This window comes from Paenibacillus sp. OAS669, from assembly GCF_014873645.1.
Classification (GTDB): domain Bacteria; phylum Bacillota; class Bacilli; order Paenibacillales; family NBRC-103111; genus Paenibacillus_S; species Paenibacillus_S vulneris.
This window is the reverse complement of the sequence record NZ_JADBDR010000017.1, coordinates 101570-115963: the sequence shown is the minus strand read 5'-3', so window position 1 is coordinate 115963 and position 14394 is coordinate 101570. Positions and strand designations below refer to the sequence as shown.

Here is a 14394-nt window from a genome sequence, read left to right as displayed (position 1 = left end):
TTCCACGCGATTACTCCTCTAGGTTTTCTAATTGGACAATTTCACTTTTATTCAGCACTTCTTGCAGGTTCAGAAGAATCAGCAGTCTGTCGTCGCTTACCTTCGCAATGCCGCGCAAATATTTGGCTTTAATGCCTCCTACAATTTCCGGCGGATCTTCAATGCTATCTGTGTCCACATCAATGACATCGTTAGCCGAATCAACAATAAGTCCCACTTCAATATCATTCACGCCTACAATGATAATACGTGAACTGTCCGTAAACTCGGTTTCCTTAAACCTGAATCTTCCGCGAAGATCGATTACCGGAGTAACGACACCACGCAGATTAATAACCCCTCTTACAAATTCCGGAGTTTTGGGTACCCGTGTCATGGGCTGCATTCGTTCGATGGTGCGTACCTTTTCTACCTCAACACCGTATTCCTCATTCTCCAGGGCAAATACAATGACTTTGATCTCTTCTCCCATGTTCCTTGCCTCCCTCAAAATGTATAACGTACTAAGAATCGCTGTGACGGATGATTACTTGATTAATGCATTAGTATCTATAATAAGTGCCACTTGACCGTCTCCAAGAATCGTAGCTCCGGAAATGGCGAACAAATTCGTCAAATATTTTCCTAGTGATTTCAAAACTATTTCCTGCTGCCCGATGAATTCGTCGACAATAAGTGCAGCAAGCTTCTCCCCTTTGCGGATCACGACAATTTGCGTTTCGCCTTCCTTTACGTCCGCCGTATTAGGAACATCGAACAGCTTGCCCAGGGAAACTAATGGAATTACGCTGTTGCGGTAATTAATCATTTTATTGCCGTGTACAATGCGGATTTGATCCTGCTTGATAGCAGCCGTTTCAACAATCGAAGACAACGGTATGGCATACTTCTCTTCGCTCAGGCGGATCAGCATGGCAGAGATGATGGATAAAGTAAGCGGCAGCTGTACAGAGAACTTGGAGCCTTTACCCCATTTGGATTCAACCTGAACGGTTCCTCCCAAGCTTTCAATCTTGGTCTTAACAACGTCCAATCCTACTCCGCGTCCGGAAATATCAGAGATTTTATCCGCTGTGCTGAAGCCCGATGCAAACAAAAGCATGTAGACTTCTTCGTCCGTCATTTTCGCCGCTTGTTCTTGCGGAATGACGCCGTTTTTAACCGCAATGCTCAACACTTTCTCGCGGTTTATCCCACGGCCGTCATCCTCGATTTCAATAAAGACATGATTGCCGCTGTGGAATGCACGCAGGTTAATGGTCCCTGTTTCCGGCTTGCCGGCACTAATCCGGTCACTGACGGGCTCAACGCCGTGGTCTACGGAGTTTCTCAGCAAGTGAACCAACGGATCGCCGATTTCATCTATCACGGTACGATCCAGCTCGGTTTCTGCCCCTGTAATGATGAGGTCCACTTTTTTGTCCAAGGTTTTGGCCACATCGCGAATCATGCGGGGGAAACGGTTGAACACCGTATCAATGGGAACCATGCGAAGCTTCAAAACAATATTTTGCAAATCGCTGCTTACCCGGCTCATATGCTCTACGGTCTCGGTCAAATCACTTCTCTTGACTTCGCTCGCCAGCTGCTCCAAACGGACGCGGTCGATCAGAAGCTCGCTGAATAAATTCATTAACGTATCCAGCCGTTCGATATCCACGCGAATGGTTCTGTTCGCCACCGGAGCATTGGCTGCCGCAGGACGCTTCTTGGTGTCTGCAGGTGCTGCCGCAGCCTGAGAAGCTGACGGCTCTACCGTTGCAGACGCAGCCGCAACCTCCAATTGCGCTTGCTGTACCGCAGGCGGCTTCATCAGTTCATCCAGCTTGGCTTGGTCCAATAGGGTAACGGCTGCCTTCTCGATTTCCGAGACGCTTGCCACCTGCTTTTCGAGACTATCCCTATCAATATGGGAAATAAAAAATACGGAGAAGGAATTATCGAATCGTTCCTGTTCAATGTCTTCAACGGACGGAGTGCATTTGATGACTTCCCCGTTCTGTTCCAAAATGTTGAACACCATATAGGCACGCGCCGCTTTAAGAACGCAGTCCTCCCGTACGGATACCTCAACATGACATACAGATAATCCGGCTTCTATCGATTGCTGGATAATAGATAATTGAAATTCATCAAGCGCCGGTTCTTGTGACGAAGAATCCGGCTTGGCTGCGGCCGAAGCGGAGGCTGATCCGGATTTGAGATAATCACCGCTGACGATCGATTTAAGGGACGCCACAATCTGTTGTACATCGAGCTTGCCTGTACCGCCTTGGATAATATCCTCAACCATGGCTTCCAAAGCATCCAGGCTTTTGAAGGTGCAATCAAAAATGAACGAATCCATCTTTAACTTATGATTGCGGACCAAGTCCAAAACGTTCTCCATTTCATGGGTCAAGGACGCCAAGTCCTCGAAGCCCATCGTTGCCGACATCCCTTTAAGCGTATGGGCCGAACGAAAAATGTTATGTACAATGCTTACATCCTCGGGGCTTGCTTCCAAGCTCAGCAAATTGTCGTTCATAGCCTGCAGATGTTCTCTGGATTCATCAATAAACATTGATAAGTATTGATTTAATTCCATAACCACACACCTCCGTCAATTTAGTCCAACCCTATATGTACACCCATGGAACCAAGGCTAGCGAATTACGGCCTGGGTTAACTGATGGGCTATTTCCTGTTGAGGCAATATATGTGTAACGCATTGAAGCTCTACCGCAGCCCGGGGCATGCCATAGACAATGCAGGTTTCTTCCGACTCAGCAATCGTGGTTACGGCTCCCGCCTGTTTTAAAGACAGCATGCCTTTGGCTCCATCCGATCCCATTCCTGTCATGATTACAGCATGACGCTTCAATTCCTTTAATGGCAGAAGCGATTCGAACAATACATCCACTGAAGGGCGATGCCCGTTTCTCGGGTCTTCCTTGCTTAAATAAATCTTGTACATTCCCGGACCATTGCGGGCAACCATCATATGATAACCGCCTGGAGCGATATAGGCCCATCCGTTGGTTAAGGCCATGCCATTCTCCGCTTCCACCACATGCAGCTCAGAGATGGAATCCAGCCTTTGAGCCAACGATTTGGTAAAGTTCGGAGGCATATGCTGAACGATAACGACCGGCGCCGGAAAGTCAGCTGGTATACTAGAGATGACCTGGTGCAGCGCGCGGGGACCACCGGTTGAAGTCCCTATGGCAACCAGCTGCGTTACTTGTGCAGGCGTTGAGGGAATCTGCGATTGAGGCTTAGGAGGCTCTACGGCAGCAGCCGTTTCCTGCTTCGCAATAAGCTCCTTCGCTGCCTTGAGCTTGTCAAAAATAGTTGTCCTGAGAGGATTAACTGCGAACTTAGCCGCATTGGTCTTCACGGCAATGTGCAGCTTTTCAAGCAGTGAAGCTTTCACTTTATGAAGATCAAGCGATATAGAGCCCGAGGGCTTGCCGACAAAATCGACGGCTCCTCTTTCAAGAGCAATTATCGTTTCCCTTGCCCCTTCTTGTGTTAAGCTGCTTAACATAATGACCGGCGTCGGATGCTCCGACATAATTTTCTTTAAGGCATCGAGTCCGTTCATCACCGGCATTTCAATGTCCAAAGTAACGGCATCCGGCTTATGCTTCTTCACCAATTCCACTGCTTCTAAGCCGTTCTTGGCAGTCGCCACAACCTGGAACTGAGGATCCTCCGAGATGAGATCCGTAATGATTTTTCTCATAAAAATCGAATCGTCGACTACAAGTACGTTATAGGTTTTCATAAGAAGTTACTCCTCCCCGCAGATTGTCTGATTTGTTGGTTAGAGGATGTGCTACTGTCTCAAATATTTCATCATTTTTGACATAAAGCTTTTTACAGCACCCTCTTGCTGCGATGACGGCAATTGCCTGGAGATATAATCATCTGCCAATCTGCTGATGGATTGCGATGCAGCACAGGAAGGATATTGCATCGTAAAAGGAACCTGCTTCTTGACAGCTTTGGATACGCTGTTATCGTCATACACATAACCGATGGCTGGGATATCCAGTTTCAGAAACTGCTTTGCCACCATGCTGATCTTATCCGCTGTCTGCCTTCCTTCCTTCCAATCAGCTACGCGGTTCACTACCAATTTGAATGGAACCGACGGTTCCATCGAATGGACCATTTTGATAATGGCATAGGCGTCCGTAATAGACGTAGGTTCCGGTGTTGTAACAACGATCGTTTCTTCTGCCGACAAAATAAATTTCAAGGTTTCCTTGGACAAGCCCGCTCCCGTATCAAAAATAATAAAATCAACCGTACCATTGAGCTGCATCACTTGTTCTGCGAAATAATCAAGCTGCTGCTCCGTCAAGCGGATAAGATCCTGAAAGCCGGAGCCCCCTGCGATAAATTGCAGGCCGTACGGCCCCTGCTCAATGATATCCCAAATCGTTTTTTCTCTCGTTAATAAGTGGTAGAGGCTGTGTTTGGCTGTGACACCCATCAATACGTCAATGTTCGCCAGGCCGATGTCAGCGTCAAAGACGAGAACCTTGTATCCTTTTTTCTGTAGAGTTAGCGCAAAATTCAGCGTGAAATTCGATTTGCCGACCCCGCCTTTCCCGCTTGTAACCGTCAGTATACGGGTAGCGATAGCTTCTCGATGCTTCTGCTGATGCTGCTTAAGGATAAGATTCCGGAGCCCTTGCGCCTGATCATTCATACGGGACGCCCCCCAGCACCAGATCAATGATCCGCTGCTCATCCAGTTCCGTTATATCCTCGGGAACGCTTTGACCGTGAGTCACGTAGGACATCTGCAGCTGAAACTCATGTGCGAGATTAATAATGGACCCGTAAGTCTCCGTTTCGTCCATTTTGGTTAACAATAGCTTGTCCAGCTTGAATTTAGTAAAGTTGTCGGCTATAGCCTTCATGTCTTTATACTTGGTTGTCAAGCTGAGTACAAGAAACGTTTCACTTTTCCCTTCTGTTTGCAGCAGGGCGTTAAGCTCCGAAACATACATTTCATTGCGGAAATTGCGGCCCGCCGTATCCATGAAAATAATATCGCGATCCTTCATTTGTTCAAAAGCTCTCGGCAAATCCTGCGGAGAAAAGACAACTTCCAAAGGAACATTAAGAATAGTACCGTATGTCTTCAATTGCTCTACTGCAGCTATCCGGTACGTGTCGGATGTAATAAAACCAACTTTGCGATGGTATTTCAATACTTGCTCCGCTGCCAGTTTGGCTATCGTTGTTGTTTTCCCTACACCCGTAGGGCCTACAAAGTGAGCGACCTTCGTTTCGGGGTCCAGCCGTTTGTTCGTACCCTGTACGAATAATTCATGCAGCTGTCTTTCCAGGGAACGGCGAACCTCTCTTTCCGTAATAGGGCTCCCGTCAGCAGATGCTTCTTCAGCCGCTCTAGTCATCAGCTGCTCCACAAGCTCCGGATCGATCTCCTGCTCCAGCAAGCGCTGCTGCATTTGCTCAAGAACCGGATCCATCGGTACCCCCTGGGTTCCGTGAACGGATAATTGCTGCATATACTGCTTCATCTGCTTGATTTCCTGAAGCAGTACATCATCTCTGGAGTGCGGCGTATGCATTTGTACGGGTTGTTGAACGGCAGGCTGATGAACCGGCTTCGTTTCATGCCGCTGCTCGGGTACAAGCACATCCGGAACCTCCGGAAAGGACAAGCTCTCGTTTACATCGGGCTCAGTATTCTTTTTCAAGGGTGTCGGTCTAGTATAAGTGATCTTCTCCGTAATTATCGGAGCTGCCGGCTTCGAAAGCGGCACGACAGGCTGTCCCGATCCTTTGGAGATAGACGGTGCGGCGGCTGCCGCCGCAGAATCCGTCGCTGCTATGACTTCAATCTTTTTTTTGGAGAACATGCCTAGAAATCCGCCGGAGCGAATTTCTTTGGTGTTCAGTATAACAGCGTCCTTGCCGAGGTCAGTCCGTATCTTTTGCAGCGCATCCGGCATCGAATCCACAACATAACGTTTCACTCTCATAGATTAACGACCCCCATGCTTTGAATTTCTACGTTAGGCTCGAGTTCGCTGTAGGACAATACTGGAATGTCCTGCATTGTTCTTTCAAGCAGCTGTCTTAAATACATCCGGATCGTTGGTGAGGTCAAAACGATAGGCTGTTGGCCCGCCTGAATAAGTCTTGTCACTTGATCCGTCATTCGTTGATAGATCATTTGAGTGGAGGATGGGTCGAGCGCCAAGTAACTTCCTTGATCGGATTGCTGAACGGACTCGGCAATTTTTTTCTCCAAGGAAGGCCCTACAGTAATCACCTTCAAGGAATCACTTCCTGTTGCATATTGCTGTGTAATTTGTCTTGAGAGAGACTGCCTTACATATTCTGTCAAGATTTCAGGGTCTTTCGTATAAGTACCGTAATCGGCCAAGGTTTCCAGAATCGTGACCAGGTCGCGAATGGAGATTTTTTCACGAAGCAGCTTGACCAGTACCTTTTGTACGTCCCCGATGGTCAATACATTCGGAATCAAATCGTCCACGAGAGCCGAATAGCTTTCTCTGACATTCTCGATAAGCGCTTTGGTTTCCTGACGTCCCAGAAGCTCGTGCGCATGCTTCTTAATCACTTCCGTCAGATGCGTCGCTACTACCGAAGGAGGGTCAACCACCGTATAGCCCGACAGCTCGGCACGTTCCTTCATGACTTCGTCGATCCATAAGGCCGGCAAGCCGAAAGCAGGCTCAAGCGTCTCGATACCGGTGATGGAATCATCATCAATCCCCGGGCTCATAGCCAGGTAGTGATTAAGCAGCAGCTCTCCTCGAGCAACGGTGTTACCTTTAATTTTGATCACATATTCATTAGGCTTTAATTGAATATTGTCGCGAATTCGGATCACGGGAACGACAAGTCCCAATTCCAAGGCACACTGTCTTCGAATCAATATGATGCGGTCCAGCAGGTCTCCGCCTTGCTGCGTGTCTGCAAGCGGGATTAGCCCGTAGCCGAACTCAAATTCAATGGGATCAACCTGAAGCAGGCTGATAACACTTTCGGGGCTTCGCACCTCTTCTATCTGCTGCTCCTCCACCAATTGATCCTCCTGCGCCTGCTTCATCTCCAAATTGCGCTGCATTTTGGTGGCGGCAAAGGCAAGAAGGGCTGCAATCGGCAATGTAGTCCATAAGTGGATCGGTGTAAAAATACCGAGCAAAGTAATCGTTCCGGCAACGATATACAACAGCTTTGGATACGACAAGATCTGTGTTGTCAGATCATGGGCCAGGTTTCCTTCAGATGACGCGCGAGTAACGATCAGGCCCGCTGCGGTGGAGATAAGCAAGGCCGGGATCTGGCTGACCAGCCCGTCCCCGATCGTTAAGATCGAATAGATGGATCCGGCTTCCTTGATATCCATCCCTTTCATAGTCATCCCTATGATCAGTCCGCCCAGGATGTTAATGATCAGAATGATGATCCCCGCGATCGCATCCCCTTTGACAAATTTACTGGCACCGTCCATAGCTCCGTAAAAATCCGCCTCGCGGGAGATCTTCTCACGGCGTTCCTTGGCTTGCTGTTCGTTGATCAAGCCGGCGTTCAAATCCGCGTCGATACTCATTTGCTTACCGGGCATTGCATCCAGGGTAAAACGTGCAGCTACCTCGGCAACGCGCTCAGAACCTTTGGTAATAACGATAAACTGGACAAGCACAAGGATGATAAATACGACGAAGCCTACAACGATGTTCCCTTGGGCAACGAAGGAACCAAAGGTTTTGACCACATTACCGGCCTCGGCATTCGCAAGAATATTACGGGTTGTCGAGACGTTCAACGCCAATCGGAACAGCGTGGTAATGAGCAGTAAAGAAGGAAAAATTGAAAACTGCAGCGCGTCCCGAGTATTCATTCCTACCAGAATAATCATTAGCGCAATCGAGATGTTAATGATCAGCAGGACATCTAACAACCATATGGGAACAGGTACAACCATCATAAGGATGATACCGATGATGCCAATCAATACGACCAAATCTTTCACTTTCATTGCAGATGCCCTCCTTTCCTCCATTAATTAGCCTTGCCTTTAACCTTATACACATATGCTAATACTTCGGCCACAGCCTGGAATAAATCCGCTGGAATGCTTTCTCCGATTTCTACCTGAGCATACAGCGCTCTGGCCAAAGGCTTATTTTCCATCGTAATAATTTGATGCTCCTTAGCCACTTGTTTAATTTTTAATGCGATGTAATCCGTTCCTTTCGCTATGACTGTAGGGGCTTGCATATTTTTGGCATCGTAGCGCAGCGCTACCGCAAAGTGAGTCGGGTTCGTAATAATGACGTCTGCTTTGGGAACATCCTGCATCATACGCTGCAGCGCCATTCTTCTTTGCTTTTCACGAATCTTCCCTTTAATTAATGGGTCACCCTCGGTTTTCTTGTACTCATCCTTAATGTCTTGCTTGGACATGCGGATGCTTTTTTCAAATTCGTACTTCTGATACATATAATCGAGCAGAGCCAGCACGATGAGAACCAGCCCGATTTTGATGCCCAATTTCAAGGTAACGGAAGAAGTAAACAAGATGACATTTTCCAATGGCAGTCTTGCCAAATCCATCAACTGGCCTTTTTCCGCCCATAACGTAGAGTAGACAACATATCCGATGATCGACATTTTCAGGATCGATTTCACGAAGTCGACCAGGGCCCGCAGAGCGAACAAACGTTTGGCACCTTCAATCGGATTAATTTTGTTTAATTTCATCATCAGCGGTTCTCCAGTTAACAAAAAGCCGACTTGCAAGTAGTTCGTAAAAATCGCAATGACTACCGAAACCAACAAAATGGGAATAATGATCAGCATACTCTGCATAAACAGCTGCCTGAACAGAACCCAGACATTCTCCATCGTGATGTCCCACGTCAAGTAGTCATAGAAGATGGAGCGGAACACATGCACAAGCTGCTCTTTCATATAACCGCCAAATAGATAAAAGGAAAGAAAGGCAAAGAACAAAATAAATGCAGCAGGCAATTCCATGCTTTTGGCAACTTGCCCTTTTTGCTTGGATTCCTGCCGCTTTTTCGGGGTGGCCGGCTCCGTTTTTTCTTGGGAAAACATTTGTAAATCCAGCTTCAAACGAAAAGTTTCCAAGTCGTTCCAGTCCTCCCGATTATCCTGAAAGCAAACCAATGAATTTTTGTATGGAATCCAGCATCGAAGTAAACATATCCGTATATACGTAACGATAGGCCGGGAACAGCAGGGCTAACAAGATAAAGCCAACGGTGATCTTGATCGGCATCCCCACAACAAAAATATTGAACTGGGGAGCTACCCTTGCCAGAAACCCAAGTCCCACATCCGTAAGAAAGATGGATACCACTAGCGGTGCCGCCATTTGAAAGCTGATGCTGAACACGCTGCTGAACGTCTGAACCATGAATTTGGCTATATCGCCGCTGTACATTTTGGCAAAAAGTGGGTTAGACAGCGGAATCCAGTCATAGCTCTCCATAATCGCTTTTAGCAGCAAATGATGACCGTTAAAGGACAGGAACAGCAAAATCGCTATCATATATTTCAGATTCCCCATAACAGGGCTTTGCGCGCCCGTCATAGGATCGATCACGTTAGCAATACCGAATCCCATCTGAATATCGATGAAGGCTCCGGCTATTAAAAGGATCTGAAAGAACATATAAGCGATAAATCCTAATAAAAGACCGACTAAGATCTCTCTAATCACAGAAAGCAAGTATAGAGAGTCAAAGGTTGCCGGATCTTTCATCCCAAATAGGGTGTAAGCCATCAATGCTATAAAAAAAGCAATTCCGATCTTAAAATGCTGTGGTACGTTCCTGGCCGAAAAGATAGGTACCACGACAAAAAACGAGGCGATACGACAAAAATAGAGCAGAAAACCAGGTAAATACTGTGTCACCCATTCCATTTACTCACAGCCTAGCCGATAAATTTATATAAGTTATTCAACAGGTTATAAGTAAAATCAACCAGCGTTGTAAGAATCCAAGGTCCAAAAATCAAAAACGATACCAGCACCGCAACGATTTTCGGTACGAAAGCCAGCGTCTGCTCTTGAATTTGTGTGGTTGCCTGAAAAATACTGATGATCAAACCTACGACCAAACCGATTAACAGCATGGGGGCACTGGCTTTCAAGACCGTATACACAGCCTCACCGGCCAATCGAATGACAAACTCGGAACTCACGTTACTTTTCCTCCTGCACGGCCGAATGTAGTGATCATGTATTGTAGCTAATCAGCAAGGACCTTACAACAAGATACCAGCCATCAACCAAGATGAAGAGCAAGATTTTAAACGGCAGCGAGATCATGACCGGCGGCAGCATCATCATCCCCATGGCCATCAAAGTACTTGATACGACCATGTCAATAACCAAAAACGGGATAAAGATCATAAAGCCCATCTGAAACGCCGTCTTCAGCTCGCTTATGGCATAGGCGGGAACCAATGCTGTTAATGGAGTATCCTCTACTCCGGTAGGCGGCGCTGCCTTGGAATAATCCAGAAACAGCTTCAAATCCTTTTGTCTCGTATATTGAAACATAAATTTTTTCATAGCTACGGACGCTTTATCCAATGCGGCGGTTTGCGAGATTTCTCCCTTCATGTACGGCTGTAATGCATTCTGATTCACATCGCCGAGCGTCGGCGCCATAATGAAAAAGGTCAGAAACAAGGCCAAGCCCACAAGCACCTGGTTGGGAGGCATTTGCTGCGTTCCAAGCGATGTTCGAACGAAGCCGAGCACGATAATAATTCTTGTGAAGCTGGTCATTAGAATAAGAATTGCAGGCGCTATACTCAATACCGTCAGCAGCAAAATGATATTGATGGTATTGGAAGCCCCCGAACTGCTGTTGGAGCTCCCAATATCAATATTGATTCCCGGAATCGGATCTGCCGCATAAGCCTGGGAAGACCACATAACGGTAACGGCCAACAAGGTCATGATAGTAAATGCCAATGCTTTATATTTCATGGTTTATCATTCAACCGATCTTTGTTATTATCATCCATCAGCAGCTCATCGACCCTCTTCTTCCGATCGGATAGGTGCTGCATCTTATCATGGAACACTTGCTGGAAGGATGCCGTTATATCTTCACCTTCACTAGGCTCCTGTTTGTTCCTAAGCTTATTCCACCATCCGCTTAGCGATTCAAAATTAGGAGTACTGATGGCATGATTCGTCAACATGCTTGTTATGTAAGCAACTTCTTCCTCATCATCGATCTTCTCGATTAGCTGGACGTTGTCTCCGACACCGACAATATATAAAGAATGTCCGATTTCAACGACTTGAATCGATTTGTTTTGTCCTAACGGTACTCCTCCGAGCGAACGCAGGGACCGTCCGAACAAAGTTTTATTTTTTTGAGAAAGAAACTTCACAATTACAAAAAAGATTCCGATAATAACAATAAGGAAAAAAACAACCTTAACTACCATCCACAGCGTACTCGCCGTATTCGTACCCGGATATGCAAAATCAGGTGTGTCTTTTGACAACGGTTCTGAAGGAGTGCCTGGTTCCCCGTAACAAAAGCTCGAGAAACCGGCCAGTTGAATGATCCCCATAATGATGAACGACGTGAATCCGGTCAAGAGTCTGTTCAAGTTTCACATTCCTTTCGGCTGTAAGACTCTCCCCTATGTACTATTATCCCAGCGTCTTTTTGATAGCTTCGATAACACGGTCCGCTTGGAAAGGTTTTACGATAAAATCTTTGGCTCCCGCTTGAATAGCGTCGATAACCATAGCTTGTTGGCCCATCGCGGAGCACATGATGACTTTAGCGTTAGCATCGATTTTTTTAATTTCCTTCAAAGCTGCGATTCCGTCCATTTCCGGCATGGTGATGTCCATAGTGATCAAGTCAGGACGCAATTCTTTAAATTTCTCAATGGCTTGAGCGCCATCGTTTGCTTCTCCTACTACCTCGTATCCGTTCTTGGACAAAATGTCTCGGATCATCATTCTCATAAATGCTGCGTCGTCTACGATTAGAATTCGGTTTGCCATGGGTGAACAGTCCTCCTAAAGTATGTTTGTTATTGTAATTTTTGAATGCGGTCCCACTGATTCACAATGTCTGTTACACGAACCCCGAAGTTTTCATCTATGACTACAACTTCACCTTTAGCAATAAGCTTGTTGTTCACTAAAATATCGACAGGTTCGCCGGCCAGCTTATCCAACTCGATAATCGATCCTTGCGAGAGCTCGAGAATGTCTTTAATGACCTTGTGGGTTCTTCCCAGCTCTACGGTTACCTTGAGCGGAATGTCCAGAAGCAGATTCAGGTTGGCATCCTCAGCAGGCGATAGATTCATCGGTGTAAAGTTGGAAAATTGCGCTGGTTGTACATTCACATTGCGAGCAGGTCCTGTGCCATATGCAGCAGGCGGTTGTTGGTACATAGGCTGCTGCGGCGGTGCCATAGGCTGCTGGTACATCGGTTGCTGCGGCTGCATAGTCGGCTGCTGGTACATAGGCTGCGCATAGGGATCCTGAACCGGCGGCGCCGCATGCTGCTGTTGAGGAGCAGGGGCCGGAGCAGGTTCCGGCACCGGTGGTGCAGGAATTGGCGCAGGCTCTACCGCAGATGCTGCTGCTGATTCTTCTTGGCTGTCTCCCCCTCCCATCAATATTGATACCATATCCCTCGCGAAGTGTACCGGAAGCAACTGCATAATCGTGGAGTCGATTAAGTCCCCGATTGTCAAACGGAAGGAGATTTTGATAAATACATCTTCGGGAGGAAGTGTCGAAGTTCCTCCTTCTTCCGCTAAATTTAGTATATCAATGCCCGGAGGTGAAATGTTCACGAAACGGTTAAATATTGTTGACATTGATGTCGCAGACGACCCCATCATCTGATTCATCGCTTCTTGAACGGCGCTGATATGGATTTCGGTCAAATCCGCTTCGCCCACTGTGCCTTCTCCGCCCATCATGAGGTCAGCGATGACTTGAGCATCACGCGTTTTAATAACCAACAGATTGATGCCATGGAAGCCATCAACATAATTGACATGGACTGCAACATGCGGCTTGGGGAATTCATCTATCAACGCTTCCTTCGCAACAATCGACACTTTCGGCGTTGTAATATCGACTTTTTTCCCCAAGAGCGTCGACAAAGCCGTCGCTGCGCTGCCGAAAGTAATATTCCCTATCTCTCCGAGCGCATCCTGTTCCAGCGACGATAAATAATCTTCCACATACACCTCGGTAGTGCTCGGACTGCCTGAACTGTCACCGCCGGAGGATTGTCTTAACAATGCGTCTATTTCCTCTTGAGACAAATAATCTTTGCTATTCGTCATTTTCTTCCGCTCCTTCATCGACAATATCGGTTATTTGCAAGGCCAATTTTCCACGAGTCGTTCCCGGCGTACCGTAAAACTTCAGCTTTTCACCTATACGAATTTTCAGCAATTCATCCACCGGCTTTTGCAAAGAAATCACATCGCCTACGTTTAAGTTCAGGAATTCTCCAACGGAAATTTGCGACTCGCCTAGTTCCGCTATAATAGGAAGCTTTGCTCTATGAAGTCTGGATTGCAGGGCCATGACTTCCTCAGGTGCGCTTGTTTTCTTCTGGGATACGAACCAATGATGAACCGATAGTCTTGGCATGATAGGCTCGATAACGACGTGAGGAATACACAGGTTAATCATCCCCGTTGTATCGCCTATTTTGGTACTTAACGAGATCAGCGCAATCGTCTCATTAGGGGAAACAATTTGCATAAATTGCGGATTCGTTTCCAAGGCTTCCATTCGTGGCGACAGGTCGACCACCGTTTTCCACGCCTCCTGCAGGCTCTCGAAAGCTCTGCTGAAGATACGTTCCATAACGATCGTTTCTATTTCCGTCAGGGCATTAATTTTGGACGGTGTCGTGCCGGCCCCCCCCAAGAGACGATCCAGCATAGCAAATGCTACGTTGGGATGGACCTCGAGGACCATTCTGCCTTCTAATGGCTCTGCCTCAAAGATATTGAGGATGGTCATTTTCGGAATGGAACGGATGAATTCATCATACGGCAGCTGTTCCACCTGCACTACGTTAATCTGAACGAAGGTCCTGAGCTGCGCCGAGAAGTAGGTTGTTAAATATCGGGCAAAGTTCTCATGAATTCTTGTTAAGCTGCGAATATGATCCTTCGAAAAACGTACGGCTCTTTTAAAATCATAAGCGCGGACCTTCTTCTGCGTCTCTTCCTTCTTAAGTTCTTCCGCATCCATCTCACCCGAGGATAACGCAGCCAATAAGGCGTCAATTTCATTTTGTGAAAGTACATCAACCATAAGCGTCACCTCCTGTACGAGTGTCT

14 protein-coding genes are annotated in these 14394 nt (G+C 47.0%); all 14 read right to left on the bottom strand.

Going from position 1 to position 14394, the window contains the following annotated elements; translation table 11 throughout:
* Positions 1-10: 10 nt before the first annotated feature.
* Genes GGC63_RS28700 through fliM form a run of 14 tightly spaced genes read right to left on the bottom strand, consistent with a single transcriptional unit; the run spans position 11 to position 14368 of the window.
* Positions 11-472 (bottom strand): chemotaxis protein CheW, encoded by a 462-nt coding sequence (locus GGC63_RS28700; RefSeq protein WP_192705204.1) that lies wholly within the window; start codon positions 470-472, stop codon positions 11-13.
* Between the two features lie 54 nt (positions 473-526).
* Positions 527-2587 carry a chemotaxis protein CheA gene (locus tag GGC63_RS28695; protein ID WP_192705203.1) on the bottom strand — a complete coding sequence of 687 codons (2061 nt, stop codon included), beginning with the start codon at positions 2585-2587 and terminating at the stop codon, positions 527-529.
* Positions 2588-2644: 57 nt separating this feature from the next.
* Positions 2645-3769, bottom strand: coding sequence for a protein-glutamate methylesterase/protein-glutamine glutaminase (locus GGC63_RS28690; protein ID WP_192705202.1), 1125 nt, complete (start codon positions 3767-3769; stop codon positions 2645-2647).
* Between the two features lie 51 nt (positions 3770-3820).
* Positions 3821-4702, bottom strand: a complete 882-nt coding sequence (locus tag GGC63_RS28685) for a MinD/ParA family protein (protein ID WP_192705201.1) — start codon at positions 4700-4702, stop codon at positions 3821-3823.
* Positions 4695-6008: a flagellar biosynthesis protein FlhF gene (flhF, locus tag GGC63_RS28680; RefSeq protein WP_192705200.1), complete on the bottom strand. Its 1314-nt coding sequence runs from the start codon at positions 6006-6008 to the stop codon at positions 4695-4697. Before flhF ends, GGC63_RS28685 begins: the two co-directional genes overlap by 8 nt.
* Positions 6005-8038, bottom strand: a complete 2034-nt coding sequence (flhA, locus tag GGC63_RS28675; RefSeq protein WP_192705199.1) for a flagellar biosynthesis protein FlhA — start codon at positions 8036-8038, stop codon at positions 6005-6007. The genes flhF and flhA overlap by 4 nt, the downstream gene beginning before the upstream one ends.
* 23 nt (positions 8039-8061) lie before the next feature.
* Positions 8062-9153 carry a flagellar biosynthesis protein FlhB gene (gene flhB / locus GGC63_RS28670; RefSeq protein ID WP_144027838.1) on the bottom strand — a complete coding sequence of 364 codons (1092 nt, stop codon included), beginning with the start codon at positions 9151-9153 and terminating at the stop codon, positions 8062-8064.
* Positions 9154-9172: 19 nt separating this feature from the next.
* Positions 9173-9952: a flagellar biosynthetic protein FliR gene (fliR, locus tag GGC63_RS28665; RefSeq protein ID WP_079910255.1), complete on the bottom strand. Its 780-nt coding sequence runs from the start codon at positions 9950-9952 to the stop codon at positions 9173-9175.
* An 11-nt stretch (positions 9953-9963) separates the two neighbouring features.
* Complete coding sequence (fliQ, locus tag GGC63_RS28660; RefSeq protein ID WP_079910256.1) at positions 9964-10233, bottom strand: flagellar biosynthesis protein FliQ; 270 nt, start codon at positions 10231-10233, stop codon at positions 9964-9966.
* A gap of 34 nt (positions 10234-10267) precedes the next feature.
* Positions 10268-10999 carry a flagellar type III secretion system pore protein FliP gene (gene fliP, locus GGC63_RS28655; RefSeq protein ID WP_377739254.1) on the bottom strand — a complete coding sequence of 244 codons (732 nt, stop codon included), beginning with the start codon at positions 10997-10999 and terminating at the stop codon, positions 10268-10270.
* Between the two features lie 26 nt (positions 11000-11025).
* Complete coding sequence (locus GGC63_RS28650) at positions 11026-11667, bottom strand: flagellar biosynthetic protein FliO (protein WP_225948562.1); 642 nt, start codon at positions 11665-11667, stop codon at positions 11026-11028.
* A 43-nt stretch (positions 11668-11710) separates the two neighbouring features.
* Complete coding sequence (locus GGC63_RS28645) at positions 11711-12073, bottom strand: response regulator (protein ID WP_028550434.1); 363 nt, start codon at positions 12071-12073, stop codon at positions 11711-11713.
* A gap of 29 nt (positions 12074-12102) precedes the next feature.
* Positions 12103-13380, bottom strand: a complete 1278-nt coding sequence (gene fliY, locus GGC63_RS28640; protein WP_192705198.1) for a flagellar motor switch phosphatase FliY — start codon at positions 13378-13380, stop codon at positions 12103-12105.
* Complete coding sequence (fliM, locus tag GGC63_RS28635; protein WP_192705197.1) at positions 13370-14368, bottom strand: flagellar motor switch protein FliM; 999 nt, start codon at positions 14366-14368, stop codon at positions 13370-13372. The genes fliY and fliM overlap by 11 nt, the downstream gene beginning before the upstream one ends.
* Positions 14369-14394: the final 26 nt, after the last annotated feature.